Annotated in this window: 17 protein-coding genes; 5 read left to right on the top strand and 12 right to left on the bottom strand. The window is 42.5% G+C overall.

The window, feature by feature from the left end; genetic code table 11:
* Positions 1–969: 969 nt before the first annotated feature.
* From NBX03_RS15055 to nagA, 5 genes are all read left to right on the top strand, one after another.
* Positions 970–1,413, top strand: coding sequence for a PTS sugar transporter subunit IIA (locus NBX03_RS15055; RefSeq protein WP_250228591.1), 444 nt, complete (start codon positions 970–972; stop codon positions 1,411–1,413).
* Positions 1,414–1,444: 31 nt separating this feature from the next.
* Positions 1,445–1,729, top strand: coding sequence for a PTS sugar transporter subunit IIB (locus tag NBX03_RS15050; protein WP_250228590.1), 285 nt, complete (start codon positions 1,445–1,447; stop codon positions 1,727–1,729).
* 10 nt (positions 1,730–1,739) lie between these two features.
* Complete coding sequence (locus tag NBX03_RS15045; RefSeq protein WP_250228589.1) at positions 1,740–3,026, top strand: PTS ascorbate transporter subunit IIC; 1,287 nt, start codon at positions 1,740–1,742, stop codon at positions 3,024–3,026.
* Positions 3,023–3,763 carry a sugar isomerase domain-containing protein gene (locus NBX03_RS15040; RefSeq protein WP_250228588.1) on the top strand — a complete coding sequence of 247 codons (741 nt, stop codon included), beginning with the start codon at positions 3,023–3,025 and terminating at the stop codon, positions 3,761–3,763. Before NBX03_RS15045 ends, NBX03_RS15040 begins: the two co-directional genes overlap by 4 nt.
* 212 nt (positions 3,764–3,975) lie before the next feature.
* Complete coding sequence (nagA, locus tag NBX03_RS15035) at positions 3,976–5,112, top strand: N-acetylglucosamine-6-phosphate deacetylase (protein ID WP_250228587.1); 1,137 nt, start codon at positions 3,976–3,978, stop codon at positions 5,110–5,112.
* Positions 5,113–5,522: 410 nt separating this feature from the next.
* Here the strand turns inward: nagA and NBX03_RS15030 are convergent, their stop codons facing one another.
* From NBX03_RS15030 to NBX03_RS14975, 12 genes are all read right to left on the bottom strand, one after another.
* Positions 5,523–6,359 carry a PTS system mannose/fructose/sorbose family transporter subunit IID gene (locus NBX03_RS15030; protein WP_250228586.1) on the bottom strand — a complete coding sequence of 279 codons (837 nt, stop codon included), beginning with the start codon at positions 6,357–6,359 and terminating at the stop codon, positions 5,523–5,525.
* Positions 6,343–7,107 (bottom strand): PTS mannose/fructose/sorbose/N-acetylgalactosamine transporter subunit IIC, encoded by a 765-nt coding sequence (locus tag NBX03_RS15025; protein ID WP_250228585.1) that lies wholly within the window; start codon positions 7,105–7,107, stop codon positions 6,343–6,345. The genes NBX03_RS15030 and NBX03_RS15025 overlap by 17 nt, the downstream gene beginning before the upstream one ends.
* 9 nt (positions 7,108–7,116) lie before the next feature.
* On the bottom strand, positions 7,117–7,587 hold the full coding sequence (locus NBX03_RS15020; RefSeq protein ID WP_250228584.1) for a PTS sugar transporter subunit IIB: 471 nt from the start codon (positions 7,585–7,587) through the stop codon (positions 7,117–7,119).
* Complete coding sequence (locus NBX03_RS15015) at positions 7,580–8,332, bottom strand: BtpA/SgcQ family protein (protein ID WP_250228583.1); 753 nt, start codon at positions 8,330–8,332, stop codon at positions 7,580–7,582. The genes NBX03_RS15020 and NBX03_RS15015 overlap by 8 nt, the downstream gene beginning before the upstream one ends.
* Positions 8,332–8,748, bottom strand: coding sequence for a PTS sugar transporter subunit IIA (locus tag NBX03_RS15010; RefSeq protein ID WP_250228582.1), 417 nt, complete (start codon positions 8,746–8,748; stop codon positions 8,332–8,334). Before NBX03_RS15010 ends, NBX03_RS15015 begins: the two co-directional genes overlap by 1 nt.
* Positions 8,749–8,759: 11 nt before the next feature.
* Positions 8,760–9,491: a GntR family transcriptional regulator gene (locus NBX03_RS15005; protein WP_250228581.1), complete on the bottom strand. Its 732-nt coding sequence runs from the start codon at positions 9,489–9,491 to the stop codon at positions 8,760–8,762.
* A 355-nt stretch (positions 9,492–9,846) separates the two neighbouring features.
* A complete protein-coding gene (locus NBX03_RS15000) occupies positions 9,847–11,571 on the bottom strand; it encodes an ABC transporter ATP-binding protein (RefSeq protein WP_250228580.1) in 1,725 nt (574 codons plus the stop codon).
* A complete protein-coding gene (locus NBX03_RS14995) occupies positions 11,568–12,389 on the bottom strand; it encodes an ABC transporter ATP-binding protein (protein WP_250228579.1) in 822 nt (273 codons plus the stop codon). Before NBX03_RS14995 ends, NBX03_RS15000 begins: the two co-directional genes overlap by 4 nt.
* A 29-nt stretch (positions 12,390–12,418) precedes the next feature.
* The gene (locus tag NBX03_RS14990; RefSeq protein WP_250228578.1) at positions 12,419–13,432 is read right to left on the bottom strand and encodes a FecCD family ABC transporter permease; all 1,014 of its coding nucleotides are present in this window, start codon (positions 13,430–13,432) and stop codon (positions 12,419–12,421) included.
* Positions 13,429–14,451, bottom strand: a complete 1,023-nt coding sequence (locus NBX03_RS14985; RefSeq protein ID WP_250228577.1) for a FecCD family ABC transporter permease — start codon at positions 14,449–14,451, stop codon at positions 13,429–13,431. Before NBX03_RS14985 ends, NBX03_RS14990 begins: the two co-directional genes overlap by 4 nt.
* A 19-nt stretch (positions 14,452–14,470) precedes the next feature.
* Positions 14,471–14,791: a TroA family protein gene (locus NBX03_RS14980; protein ID WP_250228576.1), complete on the bottom strand. Its 321-nt coding sequence runs from the start codon at positions 14,789–14,791 to the stop codon at positions 14,471–14,473.
* Positions 14,781–15,491, bottom strand: coding sequence for an ABC transporter substrate-binding protein (locus NBX03_RS14975; protein WP_250228575.1), 711 nt, complete (start codon positions 15,489–15,491; stop codon positions 14,781–14,783). The genes NBX03_RS14980 and NBX03_RS14975 overlap by 11 nt, the downstream gene beginning before the upstream one ends.
* Between the last annotated feature and the right edge of the window lie 23 nt (positions 15,492–15,514).

Genomic DNA, 15,514 nt, shown 5'->3' with positions numbered 1-15,514 from the left:
AAAAACAGCAAATGCCTAAAGGATAGAGGTCCTATCTTTATACATTTGCTGTCTCAGTAGTTATAGTAAATTTAAAGTTAAAGTAACAAAGCGGTATGCTCACTTAGGTTTAAAACTGTACTGTTTCCAAGGGAAACTCGCGTTTTTGGTCTATAGTGAATAGGCTTTTGTTCCTTCTTTATGAGAAATTTACTTTAATTCCTACGGCCCGTGATGCTCATAGTATTACCGACAAGTTTATACAAAATCTGATATTAGTGTAGCACTCTCTGATATTAAAAGTCAATTAGACTAGATTCACAAATTGTATTTTCACGGTTTATTCATATATAGTAAATTTAAAGTTAAATAGTAGCAAAGCCGTATATTCACGAAGGCTCAAAAATGCGTTTTAGAGTAAAATATCCTTCAGGAAGTAACAAAAATCTATTTTTCATAAACGGCTTAATATAATAGAAACGCTTATATTAAGCCATTCAAAATATACGATTTTTATTACTGTAATTAAACTATTTAACTATAGAAGAAATATAATAAAGCGCCTTTGTGAAATTGCCTTTATTTGATTTTATATATTAAAAGGCTTATATCTGTTATGGTATAAAAGCAATTTCACTATGTTTCCGAAGGAAATCCGTGTTTTTGAGCCTGATGGGAATAGGCTTTTGCTGCTTCTTCATGATGAATTTACTATAGTAAGCTGCTATTTTTAATTGCGGAGGCCAGAGGCTTAGAAATTATAAATTAAAATTTGTCTATTTAAGGGGCAATCCAGTATAAGGGCTTAAGAGAAATAATATACATATTACAGTAAAACAACTTTAAAGTAGGAACAAAAGCCTATTTTTCATAAACGGCTTAATATAATAGAACCCTTTCTATTAAGCCATTCAAAATATACGGTTTTTGTTACTGTAATCTTATTGTTTTACTATACAAAGTAAAATTTAAAAAGTCAGGAGAATAACGATGGCTGAAATCATAAGGAAAGAAGGATTACTAATAGACGGGGAAGAAAGGAGCTGGGAGGAGGCCTTAAACATATGCGGAAATCTCATGATGCGGCTTGGCTCTATTAAGGAAGGGTATATTCAAGCAATGATAAACGCTGTTTTAGAGCTTGGGCCATATATAGTGATTGCACCGAATATCGCGCTTGCCCATGCCGCGGCAGGAAAACATGTTTTAAAAGATGACCTTGTGCTTACAGTGTTTAAAAAGCCGGTTATTTTTAATTCAAACAATGATCCTGTATATCTCATGTTTGGACTATGCGCCACAGAGCCCAGGAAGCATATTGATTCTTTAAGCCGTGTTGCTGAGGCAATAAGCAATGAAAAAACCTGCCAAAGATTGATAACAAGCACATCCATAGAAGAGCTTTACGCCATCATAAACGGGGAAGGGCTTTAAGTGAATAGATATTTTAAGGAGGTGGAGGAATATGAGTGAGCTTACAATTCAAGCTATATGTGGTTTTGGGGTTGGGTCTTCTACTTTACTCAAAATTAAGATTCAAGGAGTTTTAAAGGAAATGGGCATTGAGGCAACTGTGTTTACGGGGGATATTTCATCGGCTTGCGGAGCGGCCTGTGACGTTATTTTTACTTCAAGTGACTTGGCGGAAAACCTCCAGGGCAGAGTCCATGTTCCTATAGTGATAATCAAAAGCTTTGTAAATCAGAAGGAAATCAAGGAGAAGCTTCAGGCATTTTTAGAAAACAGATAGGAGGATCGCAATGGGTATTCTTAATTTCTTGATTAATCAGATTTTCGGCGTAGCCGCCATATTTCTAGCCCTTATTGCCTTGGTTGGCTTGCTGCTGCAAAAGAAAAGCTTTACAGACATTATGTCGGGAACATTTAAAACGGCAATCGGCGTAATCATTCTTCAACAGGGAGCAGGCATATTAGTAAATAGCCTCGTTCCCCTGGCAGGGTCCATTGCGGCTTTAAACCCTGCTGCATCGGTAGCGCCTTCTATGGACGCAGGCGTTTATATGGAACAATACGGCTTTGAAATCGGGGTTGCCATGATATTCGGTTTTCTTTTAAACCTTCTGGTGGCTCGGTTTACAAAATGGAAGGCTGTATTTCTTACAGGCCATATGCTCTACTGGTTCCCCTTTGTATTTGTAGCCGTAGGCGTAACGGCAGGCTTTCAGGGCGTTCCCTTGCTTGTGATTGCTTCTCTTACGACGGCGGCCTATTATGTAATCGCTCCGAACCTTGTACGGCCTTATATTAAAGATGTCACGGGAGACGACTCCTTTACTTTGGGCCACCCCAGCACGGTGTTTGTTCTTATAGGAGGATTTTTAGCAGGAAAATTCGGTGACAAGTCAAAATCCACGGAAGATATAGAAATGCCGAAAAATATGCGGTTTTTAAAAGAAGTTGCCATAACAGGCTCTATCGTAATCATGCTTACTTATATTGTGCTTACAGTAATGTATATGATTATAGGTATCAATTACGGCGAGCTTTACGGCCTTACGGAAACAAACGGATTGTTTAAGTTCATTGTGACCTCCGGCCTTACTTTCGGCGCCGGTCTTACGGTTTTACTCCTTGGGGTTCGTATGATGATTGCGGAAATCGTTCCCGCCTTTACCGGCATTCAGGAAAAGATTATCCCCAATGCCATTCCGGCATACGATTGCCCTTTGCTTTTCCCTTATGCCCCTAATGCGGTTATGATAGGCTTTCTGATTTCCATGGCTTCTTCCGTCATTATGATTATTGCTTGTTCTTCCCTTAACTTATTTAAGTATACGGTTGTGCCTGTTGTAATCACCTGCTTTTTTGAATGCGGCACGGCTGCCGTAGTAGGAAATGCAAGAGGCGGTCGGAGAGGGGCCTATATCTCGGCGGCTGTAAGCGGAATCGTTCTGGTGCTTCTTATGGGCTGGTCCCTTCCTTTCGTTGAAAACACCATTGCAGGATGGCTTATCAGTAACGCCGGGCAGGATTTCTCCCTTTGGGCCATTATAGAAGGGCTTATTCTTAGGGGGGTACCAAGATGAGAAAGCATTTGGAATACCTTGAGCATGTATTAAGTTTAATTACCCAAATAAAAGATACCCAGGCAGAAAATATCCAAAATGCCGCAGAGCTTCTGTATTCGGCATTTAAAGAAGGAAAGAGCATCTTTGCTTTCGGCGCTTCCCATGCAGGTATTATAACAGAGGAGTTTTACGGCAGGGCAGGGGGGCTTATGGTTGCAAACCCTGTGTTTAATCCTACCTTAATGCTAAATACCATGCCCTTTACCATAACGTCTCATATGGAGAGGCTTGAAGGCTTCGGAAACATTATATTAAAAAATACGAAGATTAAGGAAGGCGATGTGCTTCTTATTCACTCCGTTTCAGGGAGAAATGCCGTAACCATAGACATGGCTATGGAAGCAAAGAATATGGGGGTAAAGCTTATTGTAATAACGAGCCTTACATATTCAAAGGCAGTAAAAAGCCGCCATAGCGCGGGAAAGAACCTTTATGAATTCGGGGATATTATCATAGATAATTGCGGCGAAATAGGAGACGCCTGTGTAACGGTTGATGGCAGCGGGGTAAAAGCCGGCGCTGCCTCTACCGCCACTGGTGCAGTTATTGTCAATATGATTGTATCGGGCTTTGCAGAGCTTTGCGCGGCAGACGGAATAGAGCCCCCTGTTTTCATGAGTGCCAATAATATTCAGGATCCGGAAAGGGATCATCGGATTTTTTCAAAATATCAGGAACAAATACATTATATATAGTATCAGCAATATAAAGGGTTGCGGTCATCTGCAACCCTTTATATAATTGTTATAAGAATATATAGTGAATTTCACAGAAGGAAGCAGTAAAAATCTATTTTTCATAAACCGCTTAAACATATAGAATCCCTGTGTTTAAGCCACTCAAAATATATGATTTTTATTACTGTTTCATTTGAAATTTACTATAAATCAATGAAAGGGGCGGCCATATGATTATTCAAAGCAGAAGAGTTTTTATAGCAGGGCAGTTTATAAAGGCACAAATTGAAATAGAAGATAAAAAGATAAAGTCCGTTCTGCCCTACGGAAAAGAAAAGCCCGATCGAGACTACGGGGAAGATAGGATTGTTCCCGGATTTATTGATGTACATACCCACGGCGCATATGGATATTCTGCAGAGGAAGGGGAGCCTTCAGGCATAAAACAGTGGGTTTCAAGGCTTCCCGAGGAGGGGGTAACAGCCTTTCTTCCCACGACGTCTCCCAACCCTAAGGAGACGATTATCAAAGCCCTGAAAAGCCTTCGGGAAGCAAAGGATATGAAGATGAAAGGGGCTGAAATTTTAGGGATTCACTTAGAAGGACCTTTTTTTGATGAAAAATTCAGAGGGGCCAATGAACCGGATATTGTTCTGCCGCCGTCTGTAGAAGTGTTTAAAGAATTTCAGGCGGTTTCAGGAAATACGATACGCTATATAACTATGGCTTGTGAACATGATAAGGATTTTGAACTTACAAAGTATGCCGTGAAAAATAATATTGCAGTTTCCTTAGGCCACTCCGGAGCGAAATATGAAGAAGCGGTTTTAGCCGTAGCAAACGGAGTTACAAGCTTTACCCACAGCTTTAACGCCATGCTCGGCTTGCATCACAGAGAGCCGGGGGTGGTAGGGGCTTTAATGGCTTCAAATACCTTTGCGGAAATCATAGGGGACGGGCAGCACGTTCACCCCAGTGTTATCAATGTTTTATTTAAAGCACGAAACAATACCAAAATGGTGCTTATTACAGACTCTTTAATGGCCAAGGGCCTTGGGAAGGGCATTTATGAACACGAAGGAAGAAAAATTGAAATAGATGAAAAGGGCACGGCAAGGATTTTAGGTACAGATACCATAGCCGGCAGCTCTTTAAAGATAAATAGGGGCATAAAGCTTTTAGTGGAAGAAGCCATGGTTTCCATTGAACATGCCCTATTATCTGCAAGCCTTTATCCTGCCCAGCTTATAGGGGCAGATAAAAAGAAGGGGCAGATAGTGTCCGGATTAGACGCAGATATTGTTGTTATGGACGATGATTATAACGTGAAGCAGACTTATTGCCTTGGGGAAGAAATGATAAGATAAAGGAATTGGATTGTAAATCAGTTTAATTTAAGCCATATTTGTTTTATTTTCTATAGTGCATTTAAAGTTCAAACGTAACAAAACCCCTGTATTCATAATAGCTCAAAAATACGGTTTATATGGCATATAATAATCCGTATTTTATGAAATTGTTTTTTATAGTTTTATATCTTAAAAGCTTCATTATCTATTGCGGTACATACTTATTTAAGTTTAAAATATTCAGTTTTAAAGTTAAATAAGTTTTTATTGATTATGTTTCCGAAAGAAACTCATGTTTTTGCGTCTACAGTGAATCGGTTTTGGTTACTTTTTTATAAGGAATTTACGCTCTGCATGCATAATAAAAGAAGGCTTCTCAGGAAGCCTTCTTTTATTATGAACATATGCAGATGAGTAAGGTTCTTTTTCTAAACGATTCCAAAAGCCGCCAATAAGATACAAATAGCAATCATGGCAAGAAGAATCGTCGTTGTTTTTACTTTTTTACCGATAAGCCAGTAAAGAAGCACGAATACAGATGCGGGAATTAAACAGGGCATGATGCTGTCAAGGTAAGACTGGAGGGGCTCTGCCCATTCGCCGCTTCCGATCATAATAGGAAGCTCAAAATATACGTTTGCCGCCGTCATGCCGCCGATTACCATAAGGCCTAAGATGGATGCGGCTTCTGTTATTTTAGATACGATATTGGACATGCTTAAATCCTTGAAAAATTTTGAACCGTATTTGAAGCCCTTATCCAGGCAGATATATCTTAAAATAAAATGAGGAACGTTTATAATGAGGAAGAATAAAATAGGGCCTAAAATATTTCCTTGAGAGGCTAAGGAGATACCCACGCCTGCTGCAATAAGCTTTAAGGTTCCCCAGAAAAATGCATCGCCGATGCCTGCCATAGGCCCCATTAAGCTTGATTTTACGGCGTTTATGCTGGTAGGGTCAAAATCGGGGTTTTTAGCGTTTTCTTCTTCCATTGCTCCTGCGATTCCCACAAGCAAGGTACAGATATGAGGAGTTACGGACATAAATTCAAGATGGCGTTCCAGAGCCTGGGCCCTTTCTTCCTTATCGGGATACAAACGCCTTATAACAGGAGCCATCATATAAGCAAAGGCAAGGTTTTGCATACGCTCGTAATTCCATGAGGAGTCCAAGGTTAAAGAGCGGAAAAAACAGCTCCAGAAATCCTTCCTTGTAATTTTACTTTCAGGGGAGAGAGTAGTAGTATTAGAATTCGTTGTCATCGTATGCCGCCTCCTTTACTGCTTCACTGCTTTTGTTGATGTATATAAGGGCGGCTACCAATCCGAATAATGCCACGCCTATAATAGGAACATTTAAGTATGCCACAAGGATAAAGCCAAGGATTAAATAAGGAACCATGCTTTTTGTAAGCATCATTCTTGCAAGCATGGCAAAACCGATGGCGGGAATAAGACCTGCGGCAACATCAAGGCCTCTTGTTACGAATTCAGGAACATGCTGTAATATTTTTTCGATTGCGGGAACCCCAAGGACAAAGCCGAGGCCTACAATGAGGGAAAGAATGATTTTATTGCCGATACCGGCGATAATCTGAACTCTTTCGACGCCTTTAATATCGCCGTTCTTGGCAAATTTATCGGCTATGTGGGATGCCCATGTTAAAAGGACAGTCATCTGTACATTATCAATTAATAAAACTAAGGTTGCAATGGGAACGGCTAAAACTACAGCCGCCGTAACGTCCTGACCGGTCATGATAACGTAGGCTGTGGAGATAATAGCCCCTGATACGAAATCCGGCGGGTTGCTTGCGCCTACGGGAAAGGCCCCCATAAATACAAGCTCTAAGGTTGCGCCTATCATGATTCCCGTTTGTAAATCACCTAAAACAAGGCCTACTAAAGGGGCTATAATAATAGGGCGGTTATGCATTGTGGAGCCTACGTAGCTATGCATGTAGGCAAAAAAGGCAATTAAAACAATAAGTAAGGTTTGCACGATATCCATGGGGCCCTCCTATATAAGTTTTGCGACATCTGTTTGGGTGTCGTCTGGAACCATCTGAACTGAAACGGCAATGCCTTTATCCATAAGTTCTTTTATTAAGGCAATGTCTTCATCAGATACATGAACGGCCTTTGAAATCTGCCTGCGGTTTTCACCGGATTTCATGCCGCCCAGATTGATGGCGGTAATACAGTTTGTTTTTGCGGCAAGCCTGTAAATATCTTCAACAGACTCGCATAAAATCATAAGCTTATACTTATCTGTTACGCCGGAATTCAGCGCTTCTGCTGAATCTTCAATGCTTTTCATCACAAGCTTTACCCCTGAGGGCTTTGCCATGCGAAGGCCTGCCATTTTAAGCTCATCTTTCATCAGGGCATCGCTTGCTACCAAGATACAGTCGGCGTTTAGGAACTTCGTCCATGCAAAAGCTACCTGCCCGTGTACAAGCCTGTGGTCTACCCTTACTAATTTAATCACTCCATCTCCTCCTTAATTCCTTTATTGTATTCATAAAATTTCTGACATGCTCTTCTGAAACATCTCCGAAATCCTTATAATTATCTTTAAAATAGCTTCCGATAATTGCCATATCTCCGAAAGAAAGCTGTTCTTCGGCGTTTTCTGAGGTCACTCCGGCGGCTATTACAAGGGGGAAATCCCCTATTATTTCACGGAAATATTGAATTTTATCTAAAGAGGTTTCTTCTCCGGTGGCATTTCCTGTTACGGCTATGGCATCGCATCTTTTCATGGCCAGAATCAAATCTTCTTCTACACTTCTTTCGGAAAGGACAGGCTGGTATTTAAATCTTACGCCGCCGATGACAAAAGCATCGCAGTTTTTCCTGTAGAGATTGAAAAACGCTTCCAAAGACGCATCATCTCTTGGCTTTACATGGCCTATAACAGAGTCCAGCTGTAAAAAAGAGGCCTGATAGCGATTGGCAAGCTCAAAGCCCAAAGCGTCTACATTCAGGCAGTTAACCCCGTAAGGCACAGGAAGCTTCTGCGTGCTTACATAATCAAGAATCCGTTCAAGGTCATAATAATTGCCGTAATAATTTTCAAGCATAATGCCGTCTACGCTGTTTTCAGCCATAATGCTTACTTCTCTTTTTGCTCTTTCAAATATATCTTTTTCCGTGTCTCCTTTAAGATGGATCATGCCGATAATAGGCTTTACCACAGGAAATATGGAAAGGATATTTCTGTCTGTCTCCACTAAAAGTCCTCCGTTTCGTCGTTTGCTTCTTTAACATCTATATTTTTTATGCCTTCTCTTGCGGAATTTATAAGTCTTAAAATATCTTCTTCCGTAAGAGCTTCGGGAAAAGAGGTTAATAATTCTAAAAGCATGGTAAAGCTCATTCCCGAAAACAATACTGCGTTTTTATATTTTGTAAGGCCCGTCATTGCAGTGCATACGCTTGCCCCGAATAAATCCGCCATGATGACGTATTCTGTATCAGGGTTTTCTAAGATTTCCTTTTCAAGTTCCTTGGCATAATCCTCGGCGCTGTCTCCCGGATACATGGCATAGGCTCTTATGTTTCCAGTGCCTTCTCCCAAAATCATCTTCGCCGATTCCAGCATGCCTTTTCCAAAGCCTCCATGAGAGGCTAAAATAATAGTTCTCATTTTTCACCTGCCTAATTAATTTTAGACCGTATGGCATATTTATATCTGTCGCTTCGGATATACTGCTCGTTATAATAAAGTTTCTTTCCTTCTGCCATAAAGACAGTCTGGCTTACCTGCAAAAGAGGGGTCCCTACCTTGCAGTCCAGATATTCTGCATGCTCTTTTGAAGCATGCCTTACTTCATAAATGTCTTCGATGCCTTCTGCCCTTATGCCTGTATTTTTTCTTATAAATTCCAAAAGAGAAGTTCCTGTAAAATCTTCTTGAATTAAAAAATCATAATCCTTTGTGAAATAATCCACTTCAAAAATAGCGGCCATATTATCGATAAGCCTGAGGCGTTTAATGCATATAATAAAGTCTTCAGGGCTTGTTTCAAGAATCTCTGCTATTTTTTTGCCGGCATGCTGCTTTGACATGGAAATGATTTTAGTGCTGGGAACGGCGTTTATCTGTAAGCAGGACTTGGTGAAACTGTTGCCTGCGGACATGCTTTCTATAATGACGGGCTCGGCTACGAAGGTGCCTTTTCCTTTCCGTTTTACAAGCATGTTTTCATCTGCCAGATGCTGAAGGGCGTTTCGAACGGTAATACGGCTTATTTTATACATTTTGCTGAGCTGGTCTTCAGAAGGAATCTTGTCACCGGCCTTATATTTGCCGGCCTTTATCTGTTCCTTTAAGGTATCGCAAAGCTGCTGATACAAGGGAGTTATACTTACAGACTCTAAATTTTTCATAAAATCCCCGTTTCTTAATAATACAATATAATACATGTTATTTATTACACAATAATACATCTTGAAGGCCATGTCAATTGAAATTTATTGGATTTTATTAAATTGGTGTTTTAGCACAAATAAGAGGGAGAGATTTTTATTAAAAAAGCGGAAGGCTGAGCCTTCCGCTTTAGAATAGGTTTACAGTATTATTTGCATGAAATGGCAGCAGAGAAAAACTCAAAAATCACTGTGCCACAGAGTGTTTTTTGCACTTATAGTAAAATAATTTTATTACTGATTAAAGCTGTTTAACTACCCCATTATTTAATAAAGTATCCTAATCAGTTGCTGCGGATTGATATACATAAGTATTTTAAGACGCCTGTACTTTGTGAAGATAGGCGTAAATGCCGTTTCGGGCAATTAATTCTTTGTGGCTGCCCAGCTCTACGATACCGGTTCCGTCCAGAACCGCAATCTGATTGGCGCTGCGTATCGTTGAAAGCCTGTGGGCGATTACAAGCGTCGTGCGGTCTTTTGAAATTTCATCCAGGGCTGCCTGTATTTCCTGCTCTGTTTTAGTGTCTAGGGCTGATGTGGCCTCGTCAAGAATCAATATAGGGGAGTTGCGTAAAATTGCTCTGGCGATGGAAATTCGCTGCTTCTGGCCGCCGGAAAGCCGGATACCCCTTTCACCGATTACAGTATCATAGCCATTTTCCATTTTTATGATAAAATCATGAGCATTGGCTGCTTTTGCGGCGTTCATTACATCCTCTTCAGATGCATCTTTCCAGCCGTAAAGGATATTTTCATATACGGTTCCGTTAAAAAGGAAGGTATCCTGAAGCACCATGGAAATGTTATCCCTGAGGCTTTGCAAAGTAACGTCCCGAATGTCCACCCCATCTATCAATACGGCGCCCTGCTGGGGGTCATAAAATCTGTTGATTAAATTTGCTATGGTGGATTTCCCAACCCCGGTTGTACCCACAAGCGCTACTTTCTGGCCGGCCTTTATTGTAAGATTGATATTTTCCAGCACTGGGATTTCCTCGTTATAGGCAAAGGATAAATCTTTGAGGTGTATTTCTCCCTTTACGCTGGAGAGTGTTTGGGCGTTTTTCTTTTCCTTAACGTCTGGAGCATCATCGATTACTTCAAAAACACGCTTACAGCCTGCCGCCGCTTCTCCGCCTCTTTCAACAAGGCCGGAAATGCTTTTTACAGGGTTGTAAAACATGGAAAGATACATGACAAAGCCTACAATATCGGCGATGGCGATTTCTCTTATGCTTAAAAGGTAACCTCCGTATACCACCACAATTACAGTACCTAAAGCCGTAATGAAGGAAAGTAAAGGATATGTTGTTTCAAAGAAAAAGCTTGCCCGCAGGTATGTCATGCTGTGCTGCAAGGAAAGCTTTGCGACCTTTTTTTCCTCATGGGCCTGCTGGTTGAAAATCTGTATTTCCTTTATGCCGGAAAGATTATCCTGAACGGTTCCCGCAAGCTCTCCCCGAACCCTGGAATTTTCTTTCCACGTGGGGGAAACATGGCGGCTCTGCCAAATGGTAATCCCCAGAAGAAAAGGGATTGTAACAAGGCTCATTAAAGCAAGCTTCCAATTGATTGCAGTAAGCAGGGCTCCGACGCCTATGAAAGTAAGGATATTAAAAAGAAAATCGGGAATCACATGGGCAAGAAGGATTTCCGCATTCAGCGCATCGGAAGCAACCCTTGCCGTTAAATCCCCCGTGCGGCTTTTATGGAAATAACGAAGGCTCATGTTCTGGAGCTTGCTGTAAAGCCTTGAACGGAGATCTGAAACATAATGGAGGGCGGCATAATGGTTAAGGTAACCCGAGAGGGAATTTCCGGCGGCCTGCAAAGCCGTTGCCAGCAAAAGAAGAAGGCCTATGCGCAAGGATTGGGCGGCAAAATCATCGCTTCCTTCCGTAGCGAGACTAGTCAGCTCTCTGAGTGCCCAGGGTGTGTAAAAGCCTGCCACAGTCGATAGAATAAGGGCAACAAAAGCGATGAAAAAAAGCAGCCGGTATTTCTTTGCCTCTTGAAATACCCGCAACGTGGTTTTCATACGGCAATATCCTCCTTTTCAGAGAGCTGATCGGAAAACAGAAGGTCGTACGTAACACATACGGGCCTTCCCGTTCGGGGGACCTTGACGATTTCGGCATTAATGGAGAAAGCTTCTTTAAGAACTTCCGGTGTTATAACCTCCTCAGGGCTCCCCCGCTTAATGATATTTCCGTTTCGGATTGCAATCATATAGTCGGAAAACCTTGCCGCAAGATTTAAATCATGCAATACCATTGCTATGGTACAGCCCTGCCTGCGGTTTAAATCATATAAAAGCTCCAGCACTTCAAGCTGATGGGCAAGGTCAAGATAAGTTGTAGGTTCGTCAAGTAAAATCAAATCCGTCTGCTGCGCTAAAGCCATCGCTATCCATACCCTCTGCCTCTGGCCCCCTGAAAGGGTATCCACCTCGCGATGGGTAAAGTCCGCAAGCTTGGTTACTGAAAGGGCCCATTGAACTATTTTTTTATCCTCCGGGGTAAGCTTTCCAAAGCCTTTTTGATGGGGAAAACGGCCGTAGGCCACCAGCTCGCTTACGGTAAGACCACTGGGGGCCGTAGGGGTTTGAGGAAGGATAGCCATTTTCTTTGCTATATCCTTGGTTGAAAGTTTGCATATATCGTCTCCGCTTAAATATACAAAGCCATTTTTAGGCTTTAATATACGGCCTACGGCCTTTAGAACCGTAGATTTTCCGCAGCCGTTGGGGCCTATGATGGAAGTGATTTTTCCCTTCGGAATACTCATGTCCAATGCCTTTACAATAAGCTCCTCATCATAGGCAATATCTAAATTTTCTGTTGTAATACTGTTCATAAAAACCTCCCTGATTGGATTACGGCGCCTTAATTTGCCTTGGCAAGCAAATACAGGAAATACGGCGTACTGAGTACGGTGATTATGATGCCTGTAGGCACGTCTGTACCCAGGCTTATGGTTCGGGTTATGGTATCCGCAAGCAGTACAATAATTGCTCCCGTAAGACAGGATGCGGGAAGCAAAAGCTTATGATTTGGCCCTACAAGCTTTCTTGCCATATGGGGGGAAATCATGCCTATAAAGAAGAAATTCCCCCCGAGAGAAACGCTTCCTGAAGACAAAGCAACAGCGGCAATCGACAAGCCTAAAAATTCCTTTTTCACCGCGACCCCAAGACCGGTGGCCGTCTGATTGCCAAGAGTAAGCGTATTAAGAACCCTTGCCTTATAAATGGAATAGGCGGTAAAAATCAGGGTCCAGGGAACAAGGATAATAAGATAGCGCCATTCGTCTCCCCATAGGCTTCCCGCGCTCCATCTCTGCATAAAGTCCATCTGGTTCTGGTCAAGCTTTAAGGTAAGCAAGGTAGTTAACGCCCCGTAACCGCTTGAAAGGGCAACGCCTGTTAAAATAAGCCCCGTGGGGGAAATATCCTTTCCCTTCCTGTAGGAAAGCAGAAAGATAAGGGCCGCCGCCGTCATTCCGCCCACAAAAGACAAAAGCGGCAGCGCTACCGCCGAGGATATGCCTTTAGCAGAAAAAGCCACGACGAAAATTAATACAAAAAGCCCTGAGCCGGAGCTTATGCCTAAAGTACCGGGGCTTGCCATATCATTTCTCAGAAGGCTCTGCATAATACAGCCGGAAGCCCCCATGCCGATGCCTACAAGAACGGAAAGAACAATACGGGGAAGCCGGAACTCATAAACGATTAAATTTTGCTTTTCATTTCCTTTCCCAAGGATAACATTTAAAACCTCCATGGGAGAAAGATTCATTTTACCGGAATTCATGCTTATAATAGCGATTACAAGCATAATCAGCAGCAAAATGAAAATTACGTACAGGCCCCTTTTAATGATAAAACGCTGGGGTTTCATTCAAATTCCCTCCTTTGCTTACGGGCAAGATAAAGGAAATAAGGAACGCCTACCACGGCGAAAATAACGCTTATGGGGGTTTCATAAGGCTTGTTTATAAGCCTTCCAAGAAGATCCGCCGATACCGTAAGAAGGGCGCCGTAAAGCCCCGATGCAGGAATTATATAGCGGTAGTCAACCCCTACAAGATAGCGGACAATATGGGGTGTAATAAGCCCCACGAAGCTTACGGGGCCTACAACGATAACGGAGAGGCCTGTAAGAATGAGGACGATTAAAGTGGAAATTCCTTTCACAAACCGGGTTTTAAGCCCCAGCCCCGTTGCAACGTCTTCTCCCAGGCTCATAACGGTAACAGACGGAGAAAGGGCAACGGCAGCCAAAACAGCCGCAACAAAAAAAGGTGCGGAAACGGCCAATTCGCTCCATTTTGCTCCGGCGGTTCCGCCTGCCGTCCAATAAGCAAGGGCCTGGCCTAATTTATATTTAATTGAGATATACTGGCTGAAAGCACCAAAAAGCATGGAAACGGAAATACCGCCCAGAACAAGACGCTGAGGCGTCATTCCGCGTTTTCCTAAGGATGCTATAAAATAAGTCATTCCAGTGGTTATTGCTGCGCCCATACATGCGAAAAGCATAGTCTGGCCATAGGTCCGTTCAGGCAAAAATGCCATTGCCAGGGCTATGGCAAAGGTTGCGCCGCTGCTTATGCCCATAAGGCCGGAATCCGCAAGGGGATTTCTCGTCGTGCCCTGCATTAATGCACCGCACATTGCAAGGCTGCATCCGACGATAATATCCGCCGCAGTGCGGGGAAAGCGAAGAGACTGGATAATCTGATGCTCTGTTAAAGAGGGGTTAAAATTAAAAACTGCTCCCCATGCCGTAGATAACCGCATATCGGCGGCGCCGAAACTAATCGACGCGGCCGCCATCAGCAAGAGAAATACCACTCCCAGAAGCATATACAAGGTGAAACGCGCCGCGCCGCGAGACTTTGCTGGGGATTGCTCCATAGTTCAGTTTCCTTTCGGTTTATTTTGCCAAGTGATTAATAGCGTCTACAATATAGTCGATTTCCGCCGTTAAGCTTAATATATCCGAAAAATAGAACATGCCAAGCTTTTCGCCGGGTATAGTTATAATATTTTCATTGGTTACGGCAGGGATGCTGTTCCAGATTTCAGTCTTTTTATATTCAGATTCGCTGCCCTCCTGGTCAAACCATATGATATAGTCGCCGAAATACTCATGGGCAACTTCGTAGCTTAAAAGAGCGTAATCCCTGTCACCGGACTGGTCGATAAGTGCTTCTATCTTTTCGGGAAGCTTCATTCCAAGGTATTTAAAAAACAAGGGTTCCGCCCCTTGAGGATCTTTCAAAGGCAATGCCTGCCCAGGAGCCTGTTGAACCCCAGTCTTCATTGATTGTAAAGGTTTTTCCTGAAAATTGTTCACCGCTTAATAATTTTTTTGCATCTTCAAGCTTTGTTTCAAAAACGTTGAGAACTTCTTCGGCTTTATCTTCCGTTCCCGTTGCTTTGCCAAGGAACTGAACTCTTTCGAGGGAGTTCATATCGCTTCCCCTTACGACGATAACGGGAGCAATGCTTTTAAATTTATCAAAATCTTCTTCTTTATATGTAACGATAAGGTCGGGCTCTAAAGCCATAACTTCTTCCGGCTCCCAGTTTTCAATTGCTGTGGTAGCCATCATCTTATCATAAAAGGGCATGGATTCCTGCGCCCAGCAATAATAGCCTACAACATTTAAATCAAGAGCAAAAACATCGCCTGCATACCAGTTTACAACCACCCTCTGAGGGTTTGACGGTACTTCCACATCGCCCATAACGGTAGTTACGGTGCGGGCAGCCGGTGCTTCTTCGCTTTCAGAGAGGGCTTTTTCTTTTGGAGTGGGTTCAGTTGAGGGCGCTTCGGAGGCCTGAGCCGGCGTTTCCGAAGAGGCGGAGTTTTTATTTTGACAGCCTGAGACTATTAAGGGCATGGCCATACATAAAATGGCCGGTATGAGAAATTTAGCAAGCTTTTTCATTATCATGTCTCCTTGATATTGAT

It is taken from the genome of Anaeropeptidivorans aminofermentans, from assembly GCF_940670685.1.
Classification (GTDB): Bacteria; Bacillota; Clostridia; order Lachnospirales; family UBA5962; genus Anaeropeptidivorans; species Anaeropeptidivorans aminofermentans.
This window is presented reverse-complemented; position numbering and strand designations above follow the sequence as displayed.